Raw genomic sequence first — 13,704 nt, forward strand, 5'->3', positions numbered from 1 at the left:
ATTAATTCACCATCCCTAACAGATAGACACCTGTGAAGATGAAAATCCACACAACGTCTAGGAAATGCCAATAAAGGCTTGAAATGAATACTTTTGATGCTGCTTGAGCCGTTAAGCCACGCATTTTTATTTGAATTAAGATAAACGTAATCCAGAATAAACCAATCGTTACATGGAGACCATGGGTTCCCAGTAAAACGAAGAATGCGGACCAGTAAGAGCCGACTTTTAGCGTTACGCCTTCCATCACATAATTCGTAAACTCATAAATCTCAAAGCCTACGAATCCTGCGCCAAGAAGTAGCGTAATGATGGAATAAATCATCATGTTTTTGACGTTACCTTTACGCATCTCACCAATAGAAAGACCACACGTAAAACTACTTGTCAAAAGCAAGAATGTCATGATTAGAACGAGCGGTAACTCGAACATCTCGGACGGTGGGTGACCCGCGTTAGAGCCACCACTATACATTACAAAATATGTTGCGAACAATGTTCCGAATAACGCAATCTCGGCGCCTAGGAAAATCCAGAAGCCTAGAATGTTTAAACCACCTTGTTCCGATTGATATTCTAACGGAAGGCTGGAATTTTCTTTTATAGGTTCCATGGGTTACCCTCCTTTATGCCAGTTTTAAATTCACGTGCTGCTTGTTCCTCGGTAGCGACAATCTCAGCAACTTCCACATGATAACCATCGTCTTTCTTGAACGAACGATACGCCATACAAGCAAGCATGCCTAGACCGCCAAGAATACCTAACCAGTACCAATAAAATACTAGCCCAAATCCAGCAACAAACAAGCATACAGACATCACAAAGCCAAGTAATGTGTTGTTTGGCATATGAATATGTTTGTAGTCTTTGCCATCATCATACGTTTCACCGCGTTGTTTTTTCTCCCAGAAATCGTCAAGATCATTCCATTCTGGCAATTTAGCGAAATTATATTTTGGTGGCACCGCAGAAGAAGTTGCCCACTCAAGCGTACGTGCATCCCATGGATCACCCGTTGTTTCGCGCTTAGAGTTTTTATGACTGTAGATGATATTCCAACAAAGAATTAAGAATGCTGCACCCATCAAGAACGCGCCTACTGTTGAAATAAAGTTAAGTGTAGTCCAGCCGTCGCCTTCCACATATGTGCTGATACGACGTGGCATACCATCAAGTCCTAGGAAATATTGCGGGAAGAAACATACGTTAAATCCAATCACAAATACCCAGAAGAACCACTTACCAATTTTTTCATTCAAACGATAGCCGATAATCTTCGGATACCAGTAAATCAAACCTGCGAAACAAGAGAATACGGTCCCAGCAATCAAAACATAATGGAAATGCGATACTAGGAAATACGTGTTGTGATATTGATAATCGGCTGCTGCCATCGCGAGCATAACCCCTGTAACCCCACCAATAACAAAGTTCGGTATGAAAGCCAGTGACCAAAGCATCGGTGTGGTGAAGGATATTCGCCCTTTATACATGGTAAAGAGCCAGTTGAATATCTTAATCCCGGTCGGTATCGCAATCATCATCGTCGTAATCGAGAAGAACGAGTTAACTGCTGCCCCAGAGCCCATTGTAAAGAAGTGATGGACCCAAACTAGGAAACTTAGTAAAGAAATAACAACAACGGCCGCGACCATCGCTGGATAACCAAATAGTTTTTTCTTCGAGAAGGTTGAGATAACCTCTGAAAAAATACCGAATGCTGGCAAAATAACGATATATACTTCCGGATGTCCCCAAACCCAGAACAGGTTAGCCCACATCATCGGAATTCCGCCATTTGCAAGCGTGAAGAAGGCCGTTCCGAATAAACGGTCAAACGTCATTAGAGCAAGCGCCACAGTAAGTACTGGGAACGCGAAAACAATAATTAAACAAGTGATCAGTGATGTCCACGTGAACATTGGCATTTTCATTAATGTCATGCCTTTCGTTCGCATACGCAGAATCGTGACCATGAAGTTAATCCCGGTCATCAGCGTACCAATACCGGCGATCTGGACTCCGAGTAAGTAGAAGTTAATCCCATAACCTGGACTAAATTCCTCGGCGAGTGGTGCATAGTTAGTCCAACCAGCTGCTGGGCTACCACCGATTACGAAGGAAATATTGAACAACATTGCCCCCATAAAGAATGTCCAGAAACTCAAATTATTCAAGAATGGGAATGCAACGTCACGCGCCCCAATTTGAAGCGGTACCGCGATGTTCATTAATCCAATAACGAACGGCATCGCCATAAATAAAATCATAATTGTTCCATGTGTTGTAAATACCTCATTGTAATGTTGCGCGTCAAGAAATTCCATTCCTGGCATCGCAAGCTGAGTACGCATCATAAGGGCGTCTACTCCACCACGGAAAAACATTAAAACTGCGGCTAAAAGATACATAATTCCAAGTCGTTTATGATCAACGGTTGCAATCCACTCTGTAAATAGCCATTTCCATTTCTTTGTATAAGTTAGTAACACGACGATACCAATGCTGACAAGAGCGATTGAAATTTGGGCTCCTAAAATCAGCGGGTCGCCGGTGATGATAAATTCATCTAAACTCATGTTGAAATACCCCCCTTTTTAGTGTCCCGATTGATCGTGATCTGTTGCTTCATCGGTTTTGATTTTGTCACCAATTTTCTTCATTTCTTCATCGTAATGCTTGTCTTTCTTGTAACCAGTACCATTTGGAATGATCATTGGTTCCATGTCCATTTGCTCAAAACGCGGGTTCGTAATTGTAACCGGACGTGCTGGCAAAATCGGCTTTGTCGTTCTTGTATCTTTTGCATTTGGATCATGTGGGTTTGTTAGTTCAAAGCCGAAACGTTTATACGCATAGAAAACGTACTCTGGATCTGCGGCCGGATCAACAAACGCCATATGTGTGCCAGCATAAGATTGTGGTTTCACATTGCCTGGTAATAATAATTTATCATAGCGATCTTGCGATAAAGTCGGCGCATCAGCTTTCGTTTTCAACGCCCATTTTTCAAAATCAGCTGGTTTTTGTGCGACAACATCAAATACTTGTCCTGCAAAACCTTCTCCGTTAAAATTCGAGTTACGGCCTTTAAACGTGCCTGTTTCGTCAGCTTGCAAGTATAAATCCATCGTCATACCACTCATCGCGTACTTCTGTCCACCAAGTTGTGGCACCCAGAAACTCGTCATCGAGTCTGCCGCGGTAAGCTTGAATAATACCGGTCGATCAGTTGGAATATGTACATAGTTTACAGTTTCAATCGACTGATCTGGATAACTAAAGAACCATTTCCAGTTTGCGCTAGTCGCATAAATAACAATTGGATCCTTGTGTGAAGTAACCTCTGGCGCTTTTTCGTTCGCGTAAATCGTTTGCACTGTTGGAATAGCTAATGCAATAACGATTGCAACCGGAATCAACGTCCATAAAATTTCTAATTTCGTACTACCGTGCATGTTTGGTTCGTAGTTGGAATGATCTTTTCTCTCGCGGTATTTCGTAATCATAATAACGAATAACACGAAGATCGTGAGTACAATGATAAGCATGAAAATAATCGAATAAATGATTAGATCGCTTTGACTTTGCGCTACTGGACCTTTTGGATCTAGTACCGTCAAATCACCACAGCCGCTAAGAAGTCCAACAAAGACTAGCGAGACTGTAAGTAGCAATGACTTGAGCATTTTTGACACCCGAATCCCCTTCTTTCCTTTTAGATGTTGTGTTGCTGTGTATTTTTGCGCAAAAATACAACGCCGCTCTCTGATTTCCCGACCAAAGAGCCTCCCCTAATTGATAATATAATGAAATATGGCCAACTAGATTGTGTAGATTTCTCACAATATCACAAACTTTCGATTCGTGAAATTATGAATTTGAAACTGCATGTGCATACTCGTATACTATTATAGCTTATTTGGTATCTATATTCAAAGCATCAAGACAAGTTATTTTTTTCACAAACTCAAGCGTTACTATTTGAGCATGTCTACCATTTAAAAATAATTCGTTATTAATAATACTTCTTGTTTACAACTTGAGTAATAGACTCATTTTGATTTTTATGGTTTGTTATAAATAGAACCAAAATACCCAGTCGTTTTGTTCGGAAAAACGCTTTCTTTCCAAGCGGTCGGCACTTTCTATCTACTCTTTTAAATGCTAATTGGTCTAGTCCGTGTGTACATTGCTTCATTTTCACAATATCGGGATTACGTGCTAAAACAAAGGGTAAACAAGATATCGAAACATATATAAAATATAGAGGAGTGTTAGTATTGAAAAAGTTTTTAGGGAAATCAGTTTTATTTTTTGTAGCGTTCGCATTGTTGTTCGCGACTTTTGCGCCGGGAGCATCTGCGCATGGTTACATTTCAAAACCGGAAAGTCGGGCGTATTTGGCTAAATTAGGGATTAATCAAAATGCTGGTGCGATTCAATGGGAGCCGCAAAGTGTTGAAGCGACGGGAAACTTCCCACTTGGCGGACCTTCTGATGGTACTATCGCAGGCGGAGGTAAATTCCCAGAAATGGACGCGCAAACTCCTGATCGTTGGCACCACGTGGACCTTTTAGGGGGACAAAATAATTTCACTTGGACGCTCACTGCGCTTCATAGAACAAAAGAATACAAATATTACATTACGAAAAAAGGCTGGAATCCAAATAGCCCTCTAACTCGCGGTGATTTGGAGTTATTGACGACGATTGATGCGCATAATGAAGTTCCTACTTCTACAACTGTGAATCATCAAGTACCGCTTCCAACTGACCGTAACGGCTACTATGTCGTTCTTGGCGTTTGGGAAATCGCGGATACTGGAAATGCATTTTATCAAGCCGTTGATGTCAATTTGATTAACAATGGTACAATGACGTTAAAATAAGCGATAGAACGAAGCCTCAAATTCGAGGGTAGTAATGCTTAGCAGAGTTTCTGCTAGCCGCTATTCTCTGATTTGAGGCTTTTTTGTGTATAGCTTTTCGGAAAAATATATAGTAATGACTATATAAACACGCTAATATATAGTTATTACTATATAAAAGGAGGTCTTTTTTCAATGAAATCGCTAAAACTCGAAGCTATTTATATGTATATTGATATCAGTAGTAGCCGGCACGTTTTTTCTACTTTACATGATGGTACAAAAATCCTCACCTACCTCGCTGATTCTATCAATAATGCCTATCAGGAGCACCTGTTGACACCCTTTACCATTAAAGATGGTGATGCAATCGTTGGTGGTGTCTCCGATTTTCAACTGTTACCTGAGATTTATAATCACTGCCTAACGATTTATTATTCTCCGGAGTTTAAAAACCAGTTAAGTAGCATATCTGTCGTCGTGGATGAGGCGCTGAATTTTTATTTTGGAGCTGGGATTGGTCATATTGACACCTCGTCTGACGAAGCTTTGCGCAACATTAATATCGTCAATGGGAGTAGTATTATCAACGCGATCGAGGCCTCGGAAATGGCAAAAACAATCGTGAAGTCCTAGCATAATCAAAAACGTAGCGCGCTCCACAATGGTGAAGACTATTTTTTTGATAAGCAACCCTTTAAATTCTACTGCATCGCGGAGATAAAATCGTTCGGTAACGCGGTGAACGCGATGTTCTTCCTAGCTTTTGAGAAGTTGATTAAAAGCGATAAACAGCGCGACCTTTTTCGTATTAAACATAATCATCCTGACTTTAGCAATATCGAAATTGGCACAGAACTTGGGTATGGCACGCTTAGTAAAGCCGATATTTCTTCCCGTGTTAGTGTCTTGATTGCGAATTCCGATTATTTCCTTTATAAAAAAGTGCGCTCAGATATCGTGGCTTATTTAGCCGATTTGCAGAAAATATAGGGAGGTACGACTCATGATTAACCTCCTACTTCCACTACTTCTAGCCCATTTTCTAGCGGATTTCGTACCGCAAACTGATAAGATCGCCAGCATCAAAAAAGAACGCTTTTCCTATCATTTATACCCTCCACTTGTAAGCGTTATATTTGCTTGTTTATATTTGTTTCTTTATAATAATACACAAGAAACAACATAAAACAAGGAGGAAATCACATGAATCAACATAAAATGTATATCAATGGGGAATTTGTTTTATCTAGCGACGGAGCGTTTTTTGATGTCATCAATCCATCTACGGAGGAAGTTATCTCACAAGTACCGAAAGCAACGAAAGCCGATGCAACACGGGCGATTGATGCTGCCGAAGATGCACAAATCGCGTGGGAAGCTCTACCTGCTGTAGAACGTGGCGTTTATCTACATAAAATCGCTGCGAAAATTCGCGAACAAGTGCCTGAAATCGCCAAGCTTATTTCCGAAGAAGTCGGTAAAACATTGGCTTTATCTGAGGTTGAGGTGAATTTTACCGCTGATTACTTAGATTATATGGCGGAATGGGCGCGTAGATATGAAGGGGAAATTTTGCAAAGTGATCGGCCAAATGAGCACATTTTTGTATTCAAGAAAGCTATCGGGGTTACAACTGGAATTTTGCCATGGAACTTCCCGTTCTTCTTAATCGCTCGAAAAATGGCTCCAGCGCTCATTACTGGTAATACAATCGTAGTGAAACCCAGTGCGGAATCCCCAAATAATGCGGTTGCCTTCACAAAAATCGTGGACCAAATCGGCTTACCAAAAGGCGTTTACAACATGATAACTGGGCGCGGCGGGGAAATTGGTGATGAGTTGGCAGGAAATCCGAAAGTTGGCCTAGTTTCCTTGACCGGAAGTGAACCAGCAGGCCAAAAAGTGATGCAAGCGGCGAGTGAGAATATCACGAAAGTCAACTTGGAACTCGGCGGAAAAGCACCGGCTATCGTTCTAAATGACGCCGATTTAGATTTAGCCGTCAAAGCAATTGTTGATTCTCGCGTCATTAACAGCGGCCAGGTCTGCAACTGTGTCGAGCGTATTTACGTACAAGAAGACGTGAAAGATGCCTTCACTGATAAATTCGTGAAAGCAATGGAAGCCGTTCAATATGGTGATCCACTTGCATCTGGAGACCTTGATATGGGGCCTCTTGTGAATAAAAGCGCCCAACAATCCGTTCAAGCAAAAGTCGATCGTGCCGTTGCACAAGGTGCGAAAGTCTTGACTGGCGGGAAAGCCGTCGAAGGAACAGGATTCTTCTTCCAACCAACTGTCATTGCGGACGCGACCAACGACATGGAAATCATGCATGACGAAGTATTTGGCCCAGTCGCACCGATTGGCACATTCAAAACGCTAGACGAAGCCATCAAACTAGCCAACGATTGCGATTATGGCTTAACTTCTTCCGTTTATACGACCAATCTAGACCGCGCAATGAAAGTGATTCGTCAATTGAAATTCGGCGAAACGTATGTAAACCGTGAGAATTTTGAAGCGATGCAAGGCTTCCACGCCGGCTTCCGCAAATCAGGAATCGGCGGCGCTGACGGAAAACACGGCCTCGAAGAATACTTGCAAACACATGTCGTTTACTTACAATTCGACCAAAACGTCCAATAAAAAAAGGGAGCTCTTCCAAAAGCATAACCATCATGCTTTGCGAAGAGCTCTTTCTTGTTTATTTATCCATTATTGGGATATAAATCGTGAAATCTGCTTCTCTTAAATCTTCCAAATTAAATGTTCCTGCCACAGTAACCGTGTCACTTTGCATAACTTCACCGTATGATTGGCCGATAAAGCCGTCAATCGCCGTGCGTTCTTTTGCTTGTGTCACAAATTTGGCGTATTTGCCTTCCGTGATTTCGAACGATGTATCGCCATTATCCGCGCCTGATTTAGCCACCAAATAAGTTTGCACGCCGTCGATATTCGCATTAATACCAACAAAATCCGTCGCTGTTTTTGCAAATTCTGCTACAGCGGCTTCTTTAATTTCACTCATCACGGCGAAACCTTTTTGCGGATCAAATTCCGGGATTTCAACTCTGCTTCCAGAAAAAATTTCTTTGTTTAATTGTACGATTTCAAATGACATATTGTTTCCCTCCAAAAATGACTGTAAATTTGTTATGATGTAACTATATCACGCGAATGTTGACAGCTATATGTCATCATTTGAATTTAAGGAGAAAATAAAATGAAAATTGAGCGGCTCATCGGAATTATCATGTTACTACTTCAACGCGAACTTGTCAGTGCTGCCGAAATGGCAACAATGTTCGAGGTAACGAAACGAACCATTTATCGTGATGTAGACACGCTTTCTATGGCGAATATCCCCATTTATACAATGCCTGGCGTGAAAGGCGGAATTGGAATTATGCCGACCTATAAAGTCGATAAAAAACTCCTAACCGTCGAAGATTTAACCGCAATCATCACGGGTTTAAGCGGCTTTGAACAACTTTTATCCTCCGCTGATATTAAAAAGACCCTGCAAAAAATGAAAAATATGCTTGGCCACGAAAACGAGCTTCCTGCTAGTTCTATTTCTCTCGATTTCTCGAATTTGGCGATGAAACAAGAATTTAATGAAAATGTCGAGCGTCTGCATTTAGCCATTAAGAAGCAGCAGTTTGTAGCGCTAACATACATTGACCGCGATGGAAATCAGACCATACGGAGAGTCGAGCCCTATCATCTACTTTTCCGCAACCGGTCTTGGTATTTACAAGGGTACAGCTTAGAGCGCCAAGACTTTCGCACGTTTAAACTATCGCGGGTCATCGAGTCGGAAGTAGCCGCCGAAACATTCGAAGCGCGCCCATTCATATTGAAACCATTTCGCGCAGCAACAACAACGACACCATTTCAAATGAAGGAAGCGAGCCTTATTATCGATAAAATAGCCCGCGAACAAATCGCTCTACGCTTCGGAGTAACGACGATTGAACCACTAGACGAATCCTATTTTTCAGCAAAAGTGACACTGCCAAATCATGAAGTTGGCTACCGATTTCTGCTGAATCTTGGCGCACATGTCACCGTCCGCAAACCCGGAGAATTCTATGATGGCTTCGTTGCGTATTTGCAGGAAATTCAACGTAAGTATGACTAATGAGCTATTTTTTCCGCGCCGAAACGAGTAGCATCATCGGTCGGCGTAGCTCATCTGGCATATCCGGATGACTCGCCAACATCGCCGCGTCTGGCTCAGGTTCCACCAGTTTCACCAACTCAAAGCCAGACTCAAGCAACGAATTCACATAAGTCGTCACCGTTTTGTGGTATTTCGTGACATCTTCCCCGAGGAAATTCGCCGTCCGAAGCCCTTCCGTGAAATACTTGTCTACCGGCCAATGTAGCTTGTTTCCAGCCTCGTCATAATGCCAATCTTGCGCGCCTTGTGCGGTAAACACAGGATGTTCCACAGAAAAAACAAATACCCCACCCGGCGTCAAAACTTGATTCACTTTCTCGCAAACCGCTTGGAAAGACTCAATATAATGCAACGCCAGCGAACTAATGACCACGTCAAAACTCGCAGCAGGAAAATCAATATCCTCCAACGCCGCCTTAATATACGTAATTTGAGCCGAATCCGTTTTCCTTCGTGCTTCGGCGAGCATATTTTCCGAAATATCCACGCCAACCGCTGACTCCGCGCCTTTTTCAACAGCATAAAGACAATGCCACCCAAAACCACATCCGAGATCAAGCACCCGTTTGTCAGTGAAATCCGGCATCATTTTCTGAAACTCATGCCATTCCCCCGCACCTTTCAAGCCTTCCACCGAGCGATTCATCTTACTATACTGCTCAAAAAAAGCAGGATTATCATATTTATTTTCTTTCATCACACACACCTCTTTCATTCATGTACACAGTATAACAAAAAATATCGCGATTAGCAGTTGAGTCCCCTAAAATCAAAAAAAGACAAACAAGAGCGTCCTTACCACTCTCATCTGCCCTATTCCTCAAACTTCCTGAAGATCCGTCAACGCACCACAAATATTCTTCGTAGCCGGATAAACCTGCGTATAAATCTCATAAAGTTTCTCGTATTTTTCCACATTTTCCGCTCGAGGTGTGAAAGTCGCGTCCTTATACTGCACGAACACGTCACGGCAAGCCTCAAAATTCTCAAACCAGCCACTTCCAACAGCCGCAAGCATACACGCACCAACGCCCGGACCTTGCTCCACCTCTAACCGAATCATTTCCGCATTGAAAATATCCGCCTGCATCTGCATCCAATCAGCATTTTTAGCACCGCCGCCAACACTAATTATCTGCTTAAATTTCTTATTTTTAGCATCTTCCATCAATATCTGCGCATCCTTCAGGCTAAACGTGATACCCTCCAACACCGCACGCGCAAAATGCTTGATTTCATGGCGCGTATCAATCCCGACAAAACTACCACGAATTTTCGAATCAATATGCGGCGTCCGCTCACCAACAATATATGGCGTAAACAGCAAGCCCTCACTGCCCGGCGCAACCGTATAAACGTCCGCCAACAACTCCGCAAAACTGAGGCCCTTGCCAAACGTGTTCTTAAACCAGTTCAACGAGTTTCCCGCGGCAAGCGTCACGCCCATCGAATAATTAGCGTCCGGAATCACATGATTAAAGAAATGTAACTTCCCTTCATAATTCGATATTTTCGCCTCAAACGAACTGAAAACACCACTGGTACCAAGCGAAACGAGCGCATAGTCCTCATTCACCGCACCCGCTCCGAGCGCAGCACACGCATTATCCGCGCCACCAGCAAATACCTTCACTTCCCGTTTCAAGCCGAATCGCTTGGCATAACTCGCTTTCACCACACCAACTTGCGTCATCGAGGACACAACATCGGGCAAAATCGCCATATCAATCCCGAACTTCCCGCAAATCTCCGCCGACCAGTCCTGCTTTTCAATATCAAATAACGACGTTCCCGCAGCATCCGAATACTCACAATGCATATTCCCCGTCAAAACGAACGCCAAATAATCCTTTGGCAACATGATTTTCCGGACTTTTTCCCAGACTTCCGGCTTATTCTGCTGCAACCATAAAATTTTCGGCAACGTAAAGCCTTCCAGCACAATGTTTTTCGTAATTTCAATCATAGAATCGCCGAACTCCGCCATAATCTGCTCGCATTGCTTCGTCGTCCGCACATCATTCCACAAAATCGCCGGATAAACAATCGCATCCTCATCGCCAAGCGTCACCAGTGAATGCATCTGCCCCGAAAAACTGATAGCCTCAAGCTCCGCGTTGAAATCCGCCACTTCAATATTCAGCCGCGTCAACACCTCTTCACAAGCAACCACCCAATATTCCGGATGCTGCTCAGAAAAGCCAGGCGCCGGAGAATCAATCTCATACTCCGCCGACGCCTCCGCAATCACTTGCCCCGCCTTATTCATGACGATTCCTTTTAACGAACTCGTTCCAAGATCAATACCTAATACATAGCCCATCAGTCTAAACTCCTTCGCTTAAAATACGTAATCATTCAAAACAGATTTCACATATTCGATATGGCTAGATTCCAGTTCAATCGTATCACCATGTTTATACGCATAGCTAGAAAGCGACTCCAAATCCTCTTTTCCAGCCAAAATGGACTTCCCAATCTCCGTATTCGTCCACTTACCATAACGCTCAGCAAGCAGATCCGAAATAAACTTGTCCTCGATCAATTTCGCAGCTACTTTCAGCCCGCGAGCAAACGTATCCATCCCCGCGATATGCGCAAGTATCAAGTCCTCCATCGCAAAAGAAGAACGACGAACCTTCGCATCAAAGTTCACACCACCCGGAGCAATACCACCATTTTGCAAAATTTCATACATCGCCAGCGTCACATCCATCACGTTCGTTGGAAACTCATCCGTATCCCAACCAAGCAACATATCCCCTTGGTTCGCATCAATCGAGCCCAGCGCCCCATATTCACGAGCCACACGCAATTCATGCTCAAAAGTATGCCCAGCAAGCGTCGCGTGATTCGCCTCCAAGTTCAGCTTGAAGTCACCCTCTAAACCATAATTTTTAATAAACGCCATCGTTGTCGCTGCATCAAAATCATATTGATGTTTTGACGGCTCTTTCGGTTTCGGCTCAATAAGGAATTGCGGTTTGTGCCCAATTTTCTCACCATAAGCAATCGCCATTTTGAATAGACGCGCAATATTGTCCTGCTCGAATTTCATATCCGTATTTAAAAGCGTCTCGTAGCCCTCACGACCGCCCCAGAATACATAGTTCGCGCCGCCCAGTTTCTTAGAAATATCCAGACCCTTCTTCACTTGCGCCGCCGCATAAGCGAACACTTCCGGATCATTTGTCGAACCCGCACCATTGTTAAAACGCGGATGAGAGAACATATTCGCCGTATTCCAAAGTAATTTGATGCCAGTCTGATCCATTTTCACTTTAATCAGATCCGTGATTTCATCCAGATTATTCATGAACTCCTCAATCGAATTACCAGCCGGAGCCACATCGATATCGTGGAAACAGAAATACTCCACACCCAATTTTTCAAGGATTTCAAAAAACGCCTCGACACGATTTTTAGCCGTATCCATCTCCGTTGCGCCAATCCAAGTACGCTCATTCGTAGGCATTCCAAACGGATCACTACCATCTTGAGTCATCGTGTGCCAATACGCCACAGCAAAACGCAAATGCTCCTTCATCGGTTTTCCTAGTACAACCTCGTCCGCCTTATAATGACGAAACGCAAACCGATTTTTCGTTCCCTTACCTTCAAATTGAATCTTCTCTACTTGTGGAAAATAACTCATAATATATAGCCTCCTCATGAATTTAGCACCTTATTTTAAATTGGTTGGTGCATCGAACTAACTATATAAGCATCATACCTTTTTTCCACCCATTTGTAAAGCGGTTTCATTTAGTTTTTTCGTAAGTAAAAACTACGAACAGGTTGGCTCGTAGTTTTTGGTTGCATCTGTTTGTAATTTTTTCGTGATGATCCGCTAACTGTTCTTGCTCGTTTTCTTCTCTCCCATGGCCAATCAATCTTTAACACGTACTTTTCCGGCTCACTTCTCATACATCGCTCAACTTAAGCGTCAACAAACCAGAAATCCGTTTGTAGTATTGATCTCAACGGGAAAACAATGAAGCATTTCGATCCCCATACGTTCCTTTTGCTAACATACAATGCATCACATCATTTTTTTCGATTTCTTTAATGGGTTGTACGTCCTTCATAGAAAAAATACCTTCTTTTATGCAATCTAACATAACTCTACTATGGAATATATTATGTTAGATTCAAAGCATCGGAAGAAAAAAGAGAAAACAAAAAATCGTCTTCTCACTTACGCGCCCAATGCCTCGCGTCGTTTTTGCGAATCTCTCACAATGTCATTATGGGTGATTCGGTTTTGATTTTTTAGTATAGCATAGATGGCATGATTTTGTAGAAAGCCCTTATTAGGGGTAAAACATGCATCTCGAAGAAAATCGGACATTCTGCAATATTCCGAATATAATACTTCTTCTTGATAAAGCTATCATTTGGGTAAGCCCCACTGATAGCTTAGTTCATCGTTGGTAATTGACTTCCGTGTTAGACTTGAAATAACCAAACATCCAAAAAATGTGTAAGTAATCTAACTTTGGGGTTCACATCAGTTTTCAGATTACTTATACGTTTTTGTTTCATCTTTATTAAAATGGTTGGGTGTAGAATAAAAGTTGGACAAAAGATGATAGAATAAAACATATCAAATACATCGGAGGAATTTGTTCAATGAA

Annotated in this window: 13 protein-coding genes; 6 read left to right on the top strand and 7 right to left on the bottom strand. The window is 42.5% G+C overall.

Annotated elements, in window-relative coordinates; translation table 11 throughout:
* Position 1: 1 nt before the first annotated feature.
* From qoxC to qoxA, 3 genes are read right to left on the bottom strand one after another with little or no spacing between them, the layout of a single operon-like run.
* Positions 2–613 (bottom strand): cytochrome aa3 quinol oxidase subunit III, encoded by a 612-nt coding sequence (gene qoxC / locus HCJ66_RS10140; protein WP_187133018.1) that lies wholly within the window; start codon positions 611–613, stop codon positions 2–4.
* The gene (qoxB, locus tag HCJ66_RS10145) at positions 601–2,580 is read right to left on the bottom strand and encodes a cytochrome aa3 quinol oxidase subunit I (protein WP_187133019.1); all 1,980 of its coding nucleotides are present in this window, start codon (positions 2,578–2,580) and stop codon (positions 601–603) included. Before qoxB ends, qoxC begins: the two co-directional genes overlap by 13 nt.
* A gap of 18 nt (positions 2,581–2,598) precedes the next feature.
* Positions 2,599–3,699 (bottom strand): cytochrome aa3 quinol oxidase subunit II, encoded by a 1,101-nt coding sequence (gene qoxA / locus HCJ66_RS10150; protein ID WP_187133020.1) that lies wholly within the window; start codon positions 3,697–3,699, stop codon positions 2,599–2,601.
* A gap of 585 nt (positions 3,700–4,284) precedes the next feature.
* Between qoxA and HCJ66_RS10155 the strand changes: the two genes are divergently transcribed.
* The 5 genes from HCJ66_RS10155 to aldA all read left to right on the top strand — a co-directional run bounded on the left by HCJ66_RS10155 (position 4,285) and on the right by aldA (position 7,524).
* A complete protein-coding gene (locus HCJ66_RS10155; RefSeq protein ID WP_187133021.1) occupies positions 4,285–4,893 on the top strand; it encodes a lytic polysaccharide monooxygenase in 609 nt (202 codons plus the stop codon).
* A gap of 174 nt (positions 4,894–5,067) precedes the next feature.
* Positions 5,068–5,508, top strand: a complete 441-nt coding sequence (locus HCJ66_RS10160) for a hypothetical protein (protein WP_187133022.1) — start codon at positions 5,068–5,070, stop codon at positions 5,506–5,508.
* A gap of 114 nt (positions 5,509–5,622) precedes the next feature.
* Entirely contained in the window at positions 5,623–5,865 is a 243-nt protein-coding gene (locus tag HCJ66_RS10165) for a hypothetical protein (protein ID WP_187133023.1), read from the top strand.
* Positions 5,866–5,878: 13 nt separating this feature from the next.
* Positions 5,879–6,061: a DUF3307 domain-containing protein gene (locus HCJ66_RS16485; RefSeq protein ID WP_187133024.1), complete on the top strand. Its 183-nt coding sequence runs from the start codon at positions 5,879–5,881 to the stop codon at positions 6,059–6,061.
* Positions 6,062–6,078: 17 nt separating this feature from the next.
* Positions 6,079–7,524, top strand: a complete 1,446-nt coding sequence (aldA, locus tag HCJ66_RS10175; protein ID WP_187133025.1) for an aldehyde dehydrogenase — start codon at positions 6,079–6,081, stop codon at positions 7,522–7,524.
* A gap of 58 nt (positions 7,525–7,582) precedes the next feature.
* Here the strand turns inward: aldA and HCJ66_RS10180 are convergent, their stop codons facing one another.
* Entirely contained in the window at positions 7,583–8,002 is a 420-nt protein-coding gene (locus tag HCJ66_RS10180; RefSeq protein WP_187133026.1) for an effector binding domain-containing protein, read from the bottom strand.
* A 102-nt stretch (positions 8,003–8,104) separates the two neighbouring features.
* Here HCJ66_RS10180 and HCJ66_RS10185 point away from each other — a divergent pair, with 102 nt between their 5' ends.
* Entirely contained in the window at positions 8,105–9,025 is a 921-nt protein-coding gene (locus HCJ66_RS10185) for a helix-turn-helix transcriptional regulator (RefSeq protein ID WP_187133027.1), read from the top strand.
* A 4-nt stretch (positions 9,026–9,029) separates the two neighbouring features.
* Here the strand turns inward: HCJ66_RS10185 and HCJ66_RS10190 are convergent, their stop codons facing one another.
* From HCJ66_RS10190 to xylA, 3 genes are all read right to left on the bottom strand, one after another.
* Positions 9,030–9,764 carry a class I SAM-dependent methyltransferase gene (locus tag HCJ66_RS10190; protein ID WP_187133028.1) on the bottom strand — a complete coding sequence of 245 codons (735 nt, stop codon included), beginning with the start codon at positions 9,762–9,764 and terminating at the stop codon, positions 9,030–9,032.
* 123 nt (positions 9,765–9,887) lie between these two features.
* Positions 9,888–11,390, bottom strand: coding sequence for a xylulokinase (gene xylB, locus HCJ66_RS10195; RefSeq protein ID WP_187133029.1), 1,503 nt, complete (start codon positions 11,388–11,390; stop codon positions 9,888–9,890).
* Between the two features lie 18 nt (positions 11,391–11,408).
* Positions 11,409–12,722 (bottom strand): xylose isomerase, encoded by a 1,314-nt coding sequence (gene xylA, locus HCJ66_RS10200; RefSeq protein WP_185389734.1) that lies wholly within the window; start codon positions 12,720–12,722, stop codon positions 11,409–11,411.
* Positions 12,723–13,704 lie beyond the last annotated feature (982 nt).

The sequence above is a fragment of the Paenilisteria portnoyi genome (genome assembly GCF_014322795.1).
Taxonomy (GTDB): Bacteria; Bacillota; Bacilli; order Lactobacillales; family Listeriaceae; genus Listeria_A; species Listeria_A portnoyi.